The sequence below is a fragment of the Pseudonocardia bannensis genome (assembly GCF_012911875.1).
Classification (GTDB): domain Bacteria; phylum Actinomycetota; class Actinomycetes; order Mycobacteriales; family Pseudonocardiaceae; genus Pseudonocardia; species Pseudonocardia bannensis.
Map to the genome: position 1 here is coordinate 71,493 of NZ_JAAXKZ010000010.1, position 14,623 is coordinate 86,115.

Sequence of the window (14,623 nt, forward strand, 5' to 3'; positions counted from 1 at the left end):
CGTCACCTCGGCTCCGGGCTAGTGGGGCTTCGCCACCGCAGGCGCAGCCGGGGACTCGCCCGGACCGGCCGGAGGCTTGGCATCCACGCCCGCCTCCTTGCGCTGCTCGGGGGTGATCGGCGCCGGCGCCTGGGTCAGCGGGTCGAACCCGCCACCGGTCTTCGGGAAGGCGATCACCTCGCGCAGCGAGTCGGCGCCCGCGAGCAGCATGGTGATCCGGTCCCAGCCGAACGCGATGCCGCCGTGCGGCGGCGGGCCGTACTGGAAGGCGTCGAGCAGGAAGCCGAACTTCTCCCGCTGCTCGGCCTCGTCCATTCCGAGCAGGTCGAACACCCGCCGCTGCACGTCGGAGCGGTGGATGCGGATCGAGCCGCCGCCGATCTCGTTGCCGTTGGCGACGATGTCGTAGGCGTAGGCCAGGGCCTGGTCCGGAGCCTCCTCGAACCGGTCGATCCATTCCTCGTTCGGCGAGGTGAACGGGTGGTGCACCGCGGTCCAGCCGACGTCGTTGCCCTTGTCGTCACGGACCCGCTCGAACATCGGGGCGTCGATCACCCAGACGAACGCCCACGCGTTCTCGTCGATCAGCCCGACCCGGTGCGCGATCTCGACGCGGGCGGCACCGAGCAACGCCCGGGCCTCCGACGGGTGGCCAGCGGCGAAGAAGATCGCGTCGCCGGGCGCCGCGCCGACGGTCTTGGCCAGCCCGTCACGCTCGGCGTCGGACAGGTTCTTGGCGACCGGTCCGCCCAGCTCACCGTCCTGGCCGACCGTCACGTAGGCCAGGCCGCGGGCCCCGCGCTGCTTGGCCCACTCCTGCCAGGCGTCGAACTGCCGGCGCGGCTGGTCGGCACCGCCCGGCATCACGACGGCGCCGACGTAGGGGGCCTGGAAGACCCGGAACGACGTGTCGGCGAAGTACTGGGTCAGGTCGGTCAGCTCGAGGCCGAAGCGCAGGTCGGGCTTGTCGGTGCCGAAGCGGGACATCGCCTCGGCGTAGGTCATCCGTGGGATCGGGCGCGGGATGTCGTGGCCGGCCAGCTCCTTCCACAGCGCGGCGATGATGTCCTCGCCCAGGGCGATCACGTCGTCCTGGTTGACGAAGCTCATCTCGATGTCGAGCTGGGTGAACTCCGGCTGCCGGTCGGCGCGGAAGTCCTCGTCCCGGTAACAACGCGCGATCTGGTAGTACCGCTCGGTCCCGGCCACCATGAGCAGCTGCTTGAACAGCTGCGGGCTCTGCGGCAGCGCGTACCAGGAGCCGGGGCGCAGCCGGGCCGGAACCAGGAAGTCGCGCGCGCCCTCGGGCGTCGAGCGGGTCAGCGTGGGGGTCTCGACCTCGACGAAGTCACGGTCGTGCAGCACGTTGCGGGCGATCCGGTTGGCCTCGCTGCGCATCCGCAGCGCCTTGGCCGGCCCGGACCGGCGCAGGTCGAGGTAGCGGTGCCGGAGCCGGATCTCCTCGCCGATCTCGGTGTGCTCGTCGAGCGGGAACGGCAGCGGGGCGGACTCCGAGAGCACGGTGAGCTCGGTGGCCAGGACCTCGATCTCACCGGTGGCCAGGTCCGGGTTCTCGTTCCCGGCCGGGCGGCGGGTGACCTCCCCGGTGACCTGGACGACGAACTCGGACCGCAGCCGGTGTGCCGCCTCGGCCATCTCGCCCTCACGGAAGACCACCTGGGCCGATCCGGAGGCGTCCCGCAGGTCGATGAAGATCACGCCGCCGTGATCGCGGCGTCGGGCCACCCACCCGGCGAGGGTCACGGTCTGTCCGGCGTTCTCGGCACGCAGCGTGCCGGCGGAGTGGGTGCGCATCACGGGAAAAAGGCTATCCGGGTCCCCCCGGACGACGGCCAGCAGGTTTCCCCCTGAGCGCGCATTGCTGCACATAGCATGCAGATGCGCTTGAATTGCAGCGACGGGTGCGTCGATCCGGGGTGGCCCGGGCGGCCGCGCCAGACCGACCGAGGAGCGTGCAGATGGCTGTGACCAGCGCCGACGGCCGGCGGACCGGCACCGTGCGACATGAGTTCGAGCACGTCGTGGCCGCCGCCGGGGTGCTGCCCCGGCGGGCCGAGGTGGGCGATGTGGCCGGCGCCCGCGACGTCTTCGCCAAGGACGGCGCCGTGCTGCTCTCCGGCTGGGACCCCGAACCCGACAGCCTCGTGGTCGCCGCGGCGACGCTGCTCGGCACCCGGCTTCGGCAGGTGTTCCCCGGCCGGCCGCAGGCAGGGGAACGAGCCGAGGCGCTGGGCCTGCACAGCGACGGCGCCGACGTCCGGGTCGACGTGCACGGCCGGACCGTGCAGCTGCGACACGAGGGCGAGGACGTCCTGCTGCTGCTCTGCGCCCAGCCGGCGACCACGGGCGGCGACTCGGTGCTGGTCGACGGCTACCAGCTGGTGGACGGCCTGCGCGGGACCCGTCCGGACGTGCACGCGTTCCTGACCGGGGCCGACGTCGACTTCGTCGGCAGCCTGCCCCCACGGCGTGGGGTACCGGCCATCCCCCGGGCCTGCCGGATGGTCGAGTACACCCGGACGGGCCGGCGGGTGGTGCGGGCCAGCGAGTACGCCCTGCCGCTGCCCCGCGAGCCGCACTGGGAGGCCCATCAGGATCTGCTCGACGAGTACTCCGACGTGCTCGCCACGGCGTTCGCGTACGCGCCGCGGTTCCGGATGGAGACCGGCGAGCTGCTCGTGCTGGACAACTACCGCTATCTGCACGGCCGCGACGGTTTCGAGGGCCGGCGGCTGATGCACGTGCTCACGGTGCTCTCGGCGGACGCGATCTGAGGCCCCCACGGCCGAGCGGGCGGGCGCCCGCGCCGCCCGACCCGGGTCCGGGCCCCGCCGAGGACGGCAGGAGTCGTCGCAGCGCGGTGGCCGGAGCCGGGCGCACCGGGATCCGGCCTTCGACCACGGGAGCGGGAGCTGTTCCGGCCCGGGATCCGGAGCCGGCCCGGGTGTGGCGCGGCCGCGCAGGGTCGTGATCCCGCCGGTCAGGCCGGGCCACCGGACACGGCAGAACCCGGACCGGCCGGGCGGTGATCCGGCGGGAACCCGGGGTGGACCAGGCTGGTGCCGTGACGAGCACACCAGGTGCACCGGCCCCGGCGGGATCCACGCCGGCTGCCTCCCCCGGCCCCGCCGACCCGCCCGGCTCGGACACCACCACCCTGGTCGTGATGGGCGTGTCCGGGGTGGGCAAGTCCACCGTCGCCCAGGAGATCGCCCGACGCACGGGGTGGGCCTTCGCCGAGGGTGACGACCTGCATCCGGAGGCCAACCGGCAGAAGATGGCGGCGGGCCACCCGCTCGACGACGAGGACCGCCGGCCGTGGCTGCGGCGGATCGCCGACTGGATCGGCGGGCAGGAGGCGGCCGGGCACGATGCCGTGCTCACCTCCTCCGCTCTCAAGCGCCGCTACCGTGACCTGTTGCGTCACGGCCACCCGTCGGTCCGCTTCGTGCACCTGACGGCCGACCCCGGCGTGCTCGCCGCCCGCGTACAGAACCGTCCCGGGCACTACATGCCGGCCTCGCTGTTGGGCAGCCAGCTCGAGACCCTCGAGCCGCTGCAGGCCGACGAGCCGGGGATCGTCGTCGCGACCGACGCGGATGCGGCGGTCGTGGCCGACGGCGTCCTGCGGCGGCTGTGGCCGCCGTCCGCGGCGGGGGGATGGAGATGATCGCCGGCGCCCTCCTCCGGCTGCTCGTCGGGTTCCCCCGCGCTCTGCTGCTGCCCGTGTCGGCCTGCCCACATCGTTGCGGCGCCCGGGTGAACGCCGAGGTCCGCCGCGGAACGGGCTTGGCAGGATGCGGGAGTGCATTCCCGTGAACCGGCCGGCCGGCCCGACCCCGGCGTCCGGTCCGGCACCGGGCGGCACCGGCACCGCCGGGCACCCCGGGAACCGTTCTCCCCGCCGATCGGCGGGCCTCCTCCCCGGCCGGCACCACCGGGCCTCCCCGGCGGGGGGCCGCCGGCCTCCGCGCCACCGCCCGCACCGCCACCATCCGGACCACCCGCGCACCCGTCGGGGTTCCCCTCCCCGCGCCTGTCCCCGTCACCCGCGCACCCGTCACCCGCGCACCCGTCACCCGCGCACCCGTCACCGGCTCCGCCCACCGGCGCCGTCGCGGCTCCGGACCTCGGCGGGCACGGCCATGGGCACGGCCACACCCCGGCCGCTCCCGCCGGGCGGCGCGTCCGGCTGCTGATCGCCGCGCTGCTGGTGCCCTGCGCGCTGGCCACCCTCGTCGGGCTGATCCTGCTGCGCCCGGCCGGCGGACCACCGGCGGGCCTCCAGGCCGGCGGCCAGCCGATCAACGCCCGGGTCACAGCGACGCAGGCGGTGGACTGCACACCGGGGTCCGGCGCGGGCGGCTGCATCGCGTTGACGCTGCGCATGGAGGACGGGCCGCTGCCCGGCCGTGATCTCATCCAGCTCGTTCCCGTCGAGCCCTCGACCCCACGCTTCGCGGTGGACGACGAGGTGGTGCTCGACTGGTCCGGGGCCGATCCGCTGGACGCGAGCTCCTACCGGGTCGCCGACTTCCAGCGGGGCAGCCCCCTGGTCTGGCTCGCGGCCCTGTTCGCCGGGGCGGTGCTCGTCCTGGGCCGCTGGCGGGGTCTCGCGGCGTTGGTCGCGTTGGGGCTGAGCTTCGCGGTGCTGTTGCTGTTCGTGCTGCCCGCGATCATCAGCGGCCGGGACCCGCTGTCGGTCGCCGTCGTCGGCGCCTGCCTGATCATGTTCGTGGTGCTGTACCTGACACACGGGCCGTCGGCCCGGACCTCGACCGCGGTGCTGGGCACGCTGGCGTCCCTCGCGCTGATCGGCACGCTCGGCGCGGCCTTCTCCGCCGCGGCCCGGCTGACCGGGCTCGACGATCAGACGGCCAACCTCATCGCCACCCTCGGCACCGGCGTCGACGCCCGCGGCCTGCTGCTGGCCGGTGTCGTCATCGGGGCGCTCGGCGTCCTCGACGACGTCACCGTGACCCAGACCAGCGCGGTGTGGGAACTGCGCAGGGCCAACCCGGACCTGGGCGCGCGCGGGCTGTTCACCGCGGCCATGCGGATCGGCCGCGACCACGTCTCCTCGGCGGTCAACACCCTCGTGCTGGCCTACGCGGGCGCGTCCCTGCCGCTGATGCTGCTGTTCAGCGTGTCGGCGAACAGCATCGGGCAGGTGCTGACCACGCAGGACGTGGCCACCGAGATCGTGCGGACCCTCGTCGGCAGCATCGGCCTCGTCGCGTCGGTGCCGATCACGACGGGGCTGGCCGCGATCGTCGCCAGCCGGGAGAGCAGGGAGGCCGTGCCCGCCTCCCGGTAGCGGGTCCCGCGACGGCTGCCCCCGGCGGCCCGTGCCGCAGCGGTCTCAGGTGCGACGGGCCACGAGGGCCGCCTCGCCGTCCCGCTCGGCGTGCGCCAGGACCTCCAGGTCCGCGAACGCCGCGGCCAGCTCCCCCGCCGGCGCGCGGTACGGCCCGCCCGTGTCACCCACCTCGGACAGCACGCTCACCACGAGCAGCCCGCCGGGCGCCAACCGCTCCGCCATCGCCGGATACAGACCGGTGTCGCGGAACCGCTGGCAGACCACGACGTCGTAGGGCCCGGCGCAGGACGGCGGGATGCCGGCGTCCAGGTCGGCGGCCACCCAGCGCACCCGCTCACCGACACCGGATCGCTCGGCCAGGGCGGCGCCCGCCGCGAGGCCGGCCCCGGACACGTCGACGGCGTCGACGGCGAACCCACGCAGCGCCAGCCACACCGCCACCGCGCCCCGCCCGCACGCCAGTTCGAGCACCCGCCCGCCGGGCGGGAGCAGTTCGAGCCGGCCGCGCAACGCGTCCGGGGGCTGCGGGGAACCGGCGCCCACCGCGGCGTGCCGGGCGTCCCAGCGCGCGCGGTCGGCGTCAGCCACCGGAGCGCTTCGGTCGCGGAGCAGCCACGGAGCCCATCAGCCGCGGAGCAGGCCGACCAGCTCGTCGACCGCGCCGTCGAGCGCGACCGCGCGCTGGTCCCCGGACCCCAGGTCCTTGACCCCCACGGTGCCGGACTCCAGGTCGCGGTCGCCGAGCACCAGGGCGTAGCGGGCCCCGGAACGGTCGGCCGACTTCATCGCGCCCTTGAGCCCGCGCCCGCCGTAGGCCATGTCCACCCGCACCCCGGCGGCCCGCAGCCGCGCGGCCAGCGTCACGAGCCGGCCCCGGGCGGCGGCGCCCAGCGGCACCCCGAACACCTCGACCCGCGGCGCGTCGTCGACGGCCAGGCCCTCGGCCCGGCAGGCCAGCAGCGTGCGGTCGACGCCGATGCCGAACCCGACACCGGACAGCGGCTGCCCACCGAGCACCGCCATCAGCCCGTCGTAACGTCCGCCGCCGCCGATCCCGGACTGCGCGCCCAGGCCGTCGTGCACGAACTCGAACGTCGTCTTGGTGTAGTAGTCGAGCCCGCGCACCATCCGCGGGTTCTCCACGTACGCGACCCCGAGGTCGTCGAGGTGCTGCTTGACCGCGGCGTGGTGCTCCGCCGAGGCGGCCGACAGGTTGTCGATCAGCAGCGGCGCGTCGGCCAGCATCGCCTGCACCTCGGGGCGCTTGTCGTCGAGCACCCGCAGCGGGTTGAGCTGCGCCCGGGCCCGGGTGGCCTCGTCCAGCGGCAGCCCGGCGAGGAACTCCTGCAGGAGGGCGCGGTAGGCGGGCCGGCTCTCGGCGTCGCCGAGCGAGGTGATCTCGAGCCGGTAGCCGGTCAGCCCGAGGGCACGGAAGCCCTCGTCGGCGACGGCGATGACCTCGGCGTCCAGCGCCGGGTCGTCGACCCCGATCGCCTCGACGCCGACCTGCTGGAGCTGGCGGTAACGCCCCGCCTGGGGGCGCTCGTAGCGGAAGAACGGCCCGGCGTAGCGCAGCTTCACCGGCAGCCCGCCGCGGTCGAGGCCGTGCTCGATGACCGCGCGGACGACGCCGGCGGTGCCCTCGGGACGCAGCGTCACCGACCGCTCGCCACGGTCGGCGAAGGTGTACATCTCCTTGCTGACCACGTCGGTCGACTCACCGACGCCGCGCGCGTAGAGCCCGGTGTCCTCGAAGATCGGCAGCTCGATGTGGCCGTAACCGGCCCGGTCGGCGGCCGCGACGAGGGTGTCGCGGACGTGGGTGAACCCGTCGGAGGGCAGGTACTCGGGAATGCCCTTGGGCGCGGCGAACGCGGCGGCCCGGGGCTCCGACACGGCGGTCACAGCCCGCGCCCCGGTGCCGGCACGTCGATGCCGTCGCGCAGACCCTGCAGGAACGGGTTCGACGCCCGCTCCCGGCCGATGGTCGTGGTCGGCCCGTGCCCGGGCAGCACCACCGCGCTGTCGTCGCGGACCAGCAGCTTGTCGCGCAGGCTCGCCAGCATCCGGGCGTGGTCGCCGCCGGGGAGATCGGTGCGCCCGATGGACCCGGCGAACAGCGTGTCACCGGCGAGGATCACCTCGACGCCCTCCTCGGTCGGCGTCGTGAACACCACCGATCCCGGCGTGTGCCCGGGGGTGTGGTCGACCCGGAACGTGAGACCGGCGAGATCGACCGCGGCGCCGTCGGCGAGCTCGCGCACCTCGCGGGGCTCGCGCAGCTCGATCCGGCCGCCGAAGAACGCGGCCGCCTCCCGGGAGATGCCCTTCATCGGGTCCGCGAGCATCTCGCGGTCGCCGGGGTGGATCCAGGCCGGCACGTCGTGGCCGTCGCAGACCGGGGCGACGCTGAAGGTGTGGTCGAAGTGGCCGTGGGTCAGCAGCACCGCGACCGGGGTGAGCCGATGCTGCGCGAGCAGTTCCTCCAACGGCTCGACGGCCTCCTGGCCCGGGTCGACGACGATGCACGACTCACCCGCGGCGGGCGCCACCACATAGCAGTTGGTCTGGAACGAACCGGCCGGAAATCCTGCGACGAGCACCCGACCAGCCTAGACGTCCCGCGCGACCGGCCTCGCCGCGGCCGCGACGGGCGACGCCGCCCGGCACGGCCGATGCGCCCCGGGCCGGTCGCGGCCGGCTCGCTGGTCGTCGTCGCCTTCGGGGGGTACGGCCGGTTGCACGAACCGTCGGGCTTCGCGGTCGGCCTCGCCGGGTTCTCCAGCGACGTCGCGGCCCTCGCTGCTGGGCTGCTGCACGGTCGCCGAGGTGGCCCGCTGCCCGCCCGTCCGATCAGCGTGAACGGCGACACGATCCCCCTGGCCCGACCGCAGGACCGGCGGCGCCACCCCTCACCCGGCTCTCAGAAACGGCCGCTAGGGTCGGACCAACCACGCGAGCCAGGAGGATGTCAAGCGGTGGCGACGAACCAGATGCGGCGCGAGGCGGCCAAGCGCAAGCTGGCGAGCCAGCAGGCGCGGCGCGCCAAGCAGGCCAAGCGGCGCAAGCAGGTCGCAGTGATCACCTCGGCCGCGGTCGTCGTGGTCGTGGTGGTCGCCGTCGTGCTCCTCAGCACGGTGGGCAGCTCCGGCGACGACTCCACCACCGCCGCGGCAGGCGGAGCCGACGCGCGCCCGGCGAGCGTGAGCTGCTCCTACCCCTCGGAGGGGCCGGCAGCCAAGCCCGCGCAGGCACCGCCGTCCGAGGACGTCAGCACCCAGGGCACGGTGGGAGTGACGCTGCAGACCAACTCGGGTGCGATCCCGCTGACCCTGGACCGCTCGCTCGCGCCGTGCACGGTCAACAGCTTCGTGAGCCTGGCCCAGCAGGGCTACTTCGATGCGACCAGCTGCCACCGGCTCACCACAAGCGCCGGCCTGCAGGTGCTGCAGTGCGGTGACCCGTCGGGCACCGGCACGGGTGGTCCCGGCTATACGATTCCCGACGAGGTGTCCCCCGAGCTGACCTACGGCCGTGGCACCCTGGCAATGGCGAAGACCGCGGCGCCGAACAGCGGTGGCAGCCAGTTCTTCATGGTCTACGGCGACTCCCAGCTGCCGCCGGAGTACACCGTCTTCGGTTCGATCTCCCCCGAGGGCCTGCAGGTCGTCGACGGCGTCGCCCGCGCCGGTGACGACGGGTCGAACGGGCCGGGCGACGGCGCGCCGGCGCAGCCCGTGACGATCCAGACCGCCACGGTCGGCTGACCGGCGAGCCCGGGCGGGCGTTCACCGTCCGCTCGGGCTCGCGGTCCGCACCTCGTCCCCGGCCACCGCGCGGCCCGCGGCTGCCGGCACCAGATCGATGATCACGACCCGGCCACCTGTTCATGATCGACGTGCCGGAGCCGTCCGCCGCGAAATCCGCGGTCCGCGGCTCCGGAACGCTGATCACGGCGCCGGGACCGGGGCCGCGCGCGATCGGGCCGAGAGCTCAGCCCGCGCTCGTCACCCGGTACACGTCGTAGACGCCCTCGACGTTGCGCACTGCCCGCAGCACGTGGCCGAGGTGCTTGGGATCGCCCATCTCGAAGCTGAACCGCGACACCGCGACCCGGTCCCGTGACGTCGTCACCGAGGCCGACAGGATGTTGACCTTCTCGTCGGCCAGCACCTTCGTGACGTCGGAGAGCAGGCGGTGCCGGTCGAGCGCCTCGACCTGGATGGCGACCAGGAACACCGACCCCGGCGACACCGACCACGCCACGTCGACGAGCCGTTCGGAGCGGTTCTGCAGGTCGGCGGCGTTGGTGCAGTCGGTGCGGTGCACGCTGACCCCGCCGCCTCGGGTCACGAAGCCGAGGATGTCGTCGCCGGGCACCGGGGTGCAGCAACGCGCGAGCTTCATGTACAGGTCACCCATGTCCCCGGTGACACTGCCGTCGCCGCGGACGACCACCCCCGCGTCACCCGACGCCCGGCGCAGCCGCACCGTCGACGGGGTGGCCCGCTCGGCGAGTTCCTCCTCGGCGTCCTCGACGCCGCCGAGCAGCGCGACGAGCCGTTGCACGACGTGCCGGGCGCTCGCGTGCCCCTCGCCCACCGCGGCGTAGAGCCCGGACAGGTCGGGGAAGTGCAGCTCGCGCGCCAGCGCCGCCATCGAGTCCGACGAGACGAGGCGCTGCAGCGGCATCCCGGTCCGCCGGGCCTCCCGGGTGATCGCCTCCTTGCCCGCCTCGATGGCCTCCTCGCGGCGCTCCTTGGCAAACCAGTGCTTGATCTTGGTCTTGGCCCGGGGGGACGCCACGAAGGACATCCAGTCCCGGCTCGGACCCGCACCCTCGGCCTTCGAGGTGAAGATCTCGACCACGTCACCGGACTCGAGCTTGCGCTCGAGCGCCACGAGCCGGCCGTTCACCCGCGATCCGATGCACCGGTTGCCGACCTCGGTGTGCACCGCGTAGGCCAGGTCCACCGGGGTGGAGCCCATGGGCAGCGTGATCACGTCGCCCTTGGGCGTGAAGACGAAGATCTCCTTGGCCGCCAGGTCGTAGCGCAGCGACTCCAGGAAGTCCCCGGGGTCGGCGGCCTCCCGCTGCCAGTCGAGCAGCTGGCGCATCCAGGACATCTCGTCGATCTCGACGCTCTGCCCGCTGTGAGAGCCGCGGGTCTCCTTGTAGCGCCAGTGCGCCGCGATGCCGTACTCGGCGGTGCGGTGCATCTCGTGGGTGCGGATCTGGACCTCGAGCGGCTTGCCGTCGGGCCCGATCACCGTGGTGTGCAGCGACTGGTAGACGCCGAACCGCGGCTGGGCGATGTAGTCCTTGAACCGGCCGGGCATCGGCTGCCACAGCGCGTGCACCATGCCCATCGCGGCGTAGCAGTCACGCACCTCGTCGACGAGCACCCGCACGCCGACCAGGTCGTGGATGTCGTCGAAGTCGCGGCCCTTGACGATCATCTTGCGGTAGATCGAGTAGTAGTGCTTGGGCCGGCCCTCGACGGTCGCGGCGATCCGTGCCGAGTCGAGCTGCTGGGTCACCTCGTCGATGACCTGCTTGAGGTAGGTGTCCCGCGACGGTGCACGCGTCGCCACCAGCCGGACGATCTCCTCGTACTTCTTCGGGTGCAGGATCGCGAAGGACAGGTCCTCCAGCTCCCACTTGACCGTCGCCATCCCGAGCCGGTGGGCCAGCGGCGCGAGCACCTCGAGGGTCTCGCGGGCCTTCTTCGCCTGCTTCTCCGGCGGCAGGAAGCGCATCGTGCGCATGTTGTGCAGCCGGTCGGACAGCTTGATGACCAGCACCCGGGGGTCGCGGGCCATGGCGACGACCATCTTGCGGATGGTCTCGGCCTCGGCCGCGCTGCCGAGCTCCACCTTGTCGAGCTTGGTGACCCCGTCGACGAGGTGCGCGACCTCGTCGCCGAAGTCGGTGCGCAGCCGGTCGAGCGAGTAGTCGGTGTCCTCGACGGTGTCGTGCAGCAGCGCGGCGACCAGGGTGATCGTGTCCATGCCCAGCTCGGCCAGGATCGTCGCCACGGCCAGCGGGTGGGTGATGTACGGGTCGCCGGACTTGCGCTTCTGGTGCGCGTGCTTCTGCTCGGCCACGTCGTAGGCGCGCTGCAGCAGCACCAGGTCGGCCTTGGGGTGCAGCGCCCGGTGCACGCTCGCCAGCGGCTCGAGCACGGGCTTGACCACCGCGACCCGCTGCGGGGTCATCCGGCGGGCGATCCGGGCCCGCACCCGCCGGGTCGCCGACGGCTTGGCCGGCCCGTCCGGGCTGGGTACCGGAGGGGCGGCCGGCTGCACCTCGGTCATACGCGGCTCATCTGCGGCAGAGCTCCACCCACGAAAGGATAACCCCCGGGTCAGTACGTCAGCAGAGCGTGCACCGGAATGTCGACGAGCCGGTCCCGCCCGCCGAGCGCGGTCAGCTCGATCAGGGTCCCGAAACCGGTGACCTGGGCCCCGGTGTCGGTCAGCAGCGCGCACGCGGCCGCCGCGGTGCCGCCGGTGGCGAGCACGTCGTCGACGACGAACACCCGGGCCCCGGCCGCCACGGTGTCGGCCGGCAGCTCCAGGGTCGCGGTGCCGTACTCGAGCTCGTAGCTGCGCGACGCCGCGACCGCGGGCAGCTTGCCCGCCTTGCGCACGGGCACGACGCCCGTGCCGGCGACGAGCGCCACCGCCGCTCCGAGCAGGAAGCCACGGGCCTCGACCCCGACGATCAGATCGGCCTCGCCGACCAGCGCCGCGAGTTCGGTGGACACCGTCGTGAACGCCTCGGCGTCGGCCAGCACCGGGGTGATGTCCCGGAACATCACCCCGGCCTCGGGGTAGTCCGGGACGTCCCGGACCAGTCCCGCCACCCGGATCAACGAACCGTCGGCCTCATCGGTCCCGGTCTGTACGGACGGTGCGCTCACCGGTTCCTCTTCCCTGTGGGACGGGACGCCTTGCCGGTCGGCCGGGCCGACCGCGACGCCCCGCGCCGCTCGCTCGCCTTGGCCTGCCGGGCCGGCACACCGGAGGCCGTGACGTGTCCGGCCATCGCGCGCTGACGCGGCTCGGTGCCGGCGTCCTCGGTCTCGTCGGCGCCGTCGCCGGGATCAGCGGCACCGGCCCGGGCGCCCGCCCGCGCCCGCCGCGCCGCCACCCGCTCGGCCTGCTGCCGGAACCGCGGGTCGCGCATCTTCAGGTCGACCAGGATCGGGGTCGCCAGCAGGATCGACGACGCCGCACCGGCGACGATGCCGACCATCTGCACCAGGGCCAGGTCGGCCAGGGTGCCGACGCCCAGCAGCCCGACCCCGATCACCATCAGCCCGATGACCGGAAGCACCGCGATGAGCGAGGTGTTGATCGACCGCATCAGGGTCTGGTTCAGCGCGAGGTTGGCCGCCTCGGCGTAGCTGCGCCGGGTCAGTCCGAGCAGCCCGCGGGTGTTCTCCTTGACCTTGTCGAACACCACGACCGTGTCGTAGAGGGAGAACCCGAGGATCGTGAGCAGCCCGATCACGGTGGACGGGGTGACCTCGAAGCCGACGATCGAGTAGATGCCGGCCGTGATGACGACGTCGTGCAGCAACGCGACGAGGGCCGCGATCGCCATGGACCGCTCGAAGTACAGCGCCAGGAAGATCGTCACCAGCACCAGGAACACGCCCAGTGCGATCAGGGCCTGAGTGGTGATCTGCCCACCCCAGGTGCCGCTCACCGCGCTGTCGCTGATCGCCTGCGGCGACGCCTGCCCGTCCGGCCCGATCGGCTGGAACGCGTCGAACAGGGCCTGCTTGAGCGACACCAGCTGGGCCGGGTCGAGGGTCTCGGAGCGGATCAGGATGGACTCGCTCGTGCCGGTCCCCGCGGACTGCACCGACGCCGGTTCGGCGCCGATGACCCGCTGGTAGACCTCCTGCACCTGCTCGGTGCCGATCGTCCCGGTGGTGCCGGTCGCCGGAAGCTGGATCCGGGTGCCGCCGGTGAAGTCGATGCCCAGGTTGAACCCGCGCAGCACGATCGACAGCAGGCAGATGAGCACCAGCGAGCCGAACACGACGTACCAGGTCTTGCGCTTGCCGACGACGTCGAAGGCGCCGGTCCCGGTGTAGAGCCGGGCGAACACGCTCGCCATGATCAGGCCCTCCTGGAAGACGCGGTGGACGCGGTGGACGCAGAAGCCGCGACGGTCGCCCGCCGGCGTTCCGCACCGATCTTCGCGACCGGGCCGAGGCCCGACCACGCCGGGCTGCCGAACACCCGGGAGTTGGAGGCCATCGCGACCAGCGGGTGGGTCACCAGGAACACGACGATGAGGTCGAGCACGGTGGACAGGCCGAGGGTGAACGCGAAGCCCTTCACCTGGCCGACCGCGAGGATGTAGAGCACCGCGGAGGCCAGGAAGCTGACCGCGTCGGCGCTCAGGATGGTCCGCCGGGCTCGCACCCAGCCCCGGGGCACCGCGGACCGGAAGCTGCGGCCTTCCCGCATCTCGTCCTTGAGCCGTTCGAAGAAGATCACGAACGAGTCGGCCGTGATGCCGATGGCCACGATGAACCCGGCCACGCCGGCCAGGTCGAGAGTGAACCCGATCCACCGCCCGAGCAGCACCAGGACCGCGTAGACGACCAGGCCGGACAGGAGCAGCGACAGGATCGTCAGGACGCCGAGGACCCGGTAGTAGACCAGGCAGTAGACGAAGACCAGGGCGAGGCCGACGGCGCCTGCGATGAGCCCGGCCTCCAGCGAGGCCAGCCCGAGGGTCGCCGACACCGTCTCGGCCTCGGAGGACTCGAACGACAGCGGCAGCGAGCCGTAGCGCAGCACCCCGGCGAGGTCCTGGGCCTCGGCCTGGCTGAACTGGCCGGAGATCTCGGTCGGGCCGTAGATCGCGCTGTTGATGGTCGGCGCGGAGACGACCTCGCCGTCGAGCACGAACGCGGCGTTCTTGCCGACGTTCTGGCTGGTGTACTCGCCCCAGATCGCGGCGCCCTCGCTCTTGAAGGTCAGGCTGACGACGTAGCCGGCGCCCTGCTGGTTCTGCTGGGCCGACGCCGAGTCGATCTGCGTGCCTTCGAGGAAGGCCGGGCCGAGGACGTACTTGGCGGTCCCGTCCTGATCGCACGCCACCAGCGGCCTGGTCGGGTCGTCGTAGCCGCGCAGCGGGTCGTTGGCCGAGCAGTCCAGCGCGAGCAGGGCCTGCTGCTGGACGGCCGGGTCGGTGCTCTGCCGGGTCTCGCGGGCCTGCGTGATCGCGGCGGCGGCGGCCGGGTCGGCGGGGGT

General features: G+C 73.3%; 12 protein-coding genes. 4 read left to right on the plus strand and 8 right to left on the minus strand.

The window, feature by feature from the left end; genetic code table 11:
* Positions 1 to 18: 18 nt before the first annotated feature.
* Entirely contained in the window at positions 19 to 1,818 is a 1,800-nt protein-coding gene (aspS, locus tag HF519_RS04975) for an aspartate--tRNA ligase (RefSeq protein ID WP_169410512.1), read from the minus strand.
* Positions 1,819 to 1,979: 161 nt separating this feature from the next.
* Between aspS and HF519_RS04980 the strand changes: the two genes are divergently transcribed.
* From HF519_RS04980 to HF519_RS04990, 3 genes are all read left to right on the plus strand, one after another.
* The gene (locus HF519_RS04980) at positions 1,980 to 2,795 is read left to right on the plus strand and encodes a TauD/TfdA family dioxygenase (protein ID WP_169410514.1); all 816 of its coding nucleotides are present in this window, start codon (positions 1,980 to 1,982) and stop codon (positions 2,793 to 2,795) included.
* A gap of 290 nt (positions 2,796 to 3,085) precedes the next feature.
* Positions 3,086 to 3,691, plus strand: coding sequence for a gluconokinase (locus HF519_RS04985; protein ID WP_312859906.1), 606 nt, complete (start codon positions 3,086 to 3,088; stop codon positions 3,689 to 3,691).
* Positions 3,692 to 3,826: 135 nt separating this feature from the next.
* Positions 3,827 to 5,338 (plus strand): YibE/F family protein, encoded by a 1,512-nt coding sequence (locus tag HF519_RS04990; RefSeq protein ID WP_169410516.1) that lies wholly within the window; start codon positions 3,827 to 3,829, stop codon positions 5,336 to 5,338.
* Positions 5,339 to 5,383: 45 nt separating this feature from the next.
* Here the strand turns inward: HF519_RS04990 and HF519_RS04995 are convergent, their stop codons facing one another.
* Genes HF519_RS04995 through HF519_RS05005 form a run of 3 tightly spaced genes read right to left on the minus strand, consistent with a single transcriptional unit; the run spans position 5,384 to position 7,944 of the window.
* Entirely contained in the window at positions 5,384 to 5,929 is a 546-nt protein-coding gene (locus HF519_RS04995) for a class I SAM-dependent methyltransferase (protein ID WP_169410518.1), read from the minus strand.
* A gap of 36 nt (positions 5,930 to 5,965) precedes the next feature.
* Positions 5,966 to 7,237 carry a histidine--tRNA ligase gene (gene hisS / locus HF519_RS05000; RefSeq protein WP_169410553.1) on the minus strand — a complete coding sequence of 424 codons (1,272 nt, stop codon included), beginning with the start codon at positions 7,235 to 7,237 and terminating at the stop codon, positions 5,966 to 5,968.
* Between the two features lie 5 nt (positions 7,238 to 7,242).
* Positions 7,243 to 7,944, minus strand: coding sequence for an MBL fold metallo-hydrolase (locus HF519_RS05005; protein ID WP_169410520.1), 702 nt, complete (start codon positions 7,942 to 7,944; stop codon positions 7,243 to 7,245).
* A 375-nt stretch (positions 7,945 to 8,319) separates the two neighbouring features.
* On the opposite strand from HF519_RS05005, the gene HF519_RS05010 reads away from it, so the two are divergent.
* Entirely contained in the window at positions 8,320 to 9,108 is a 789-nt protein-coding gene (locus tag HF519_RS05010) for a peptidylprolyl isomerase (protein ID WP_312859907.1), read from the plus strand.
* Between the two features lie 226 nt (positions 9,109 to 9,334).
* Here the strand turns inward: HF519_RS05010 and HF519_RS05015 are convergent, their stop codons facing one another.
* The 4 genes from HF519_RS05015 to secD form a co-directional block, all read right to left on the minus strand.
* Complete coding sequence (locus tag HF519_RS05015; protein ID WP_169410522.1) at positions 9,335 to 11,659, minus strand: RelA/SpoT family protein; 2,325 nt, start codon at positions 11,657 to 11,659, stop codon at positions 9,335 to 9,337.
* Between the two features lie 50 nt (positions 11,660 to 11,709).
* Entirely contained in the window at positions 11,710 to 12,267 is a 558-nt protein-coding gene (locus HF519_RS05020) for an adenine phosphoribosyltransferase (RefSeq protein ID WP_169410524.1), read from the minus strand.
* Positions 12,264 to 13,475 carry a protein translocase subunit SecF gene (gene secF, locus HF519_RS05025; RefSeq protein ID WP_169410526.1) on the minus strand — a complete coding sequence of 404 codons (1,212 nt, stop codon included), beginning with the start codon at positions 13,473 to 13,475 and terminating at the stop codon, positions 12,264 to 12,266. The genes HF519_RS05020 and secF overlap by 4 nt, the downstream gene beginning before the upstream one ends.
* 2 nt (positions 13,476 to 13,477) lie before the next feature.
* Positions 13,478 to 14,623: protein translocase subunit SecD (gene secD, locus HF519_RS05030; protein ID WP_169410528.1), on the minus strand; the 1,146-nt coding region annotated here is incomplete at its 5' end.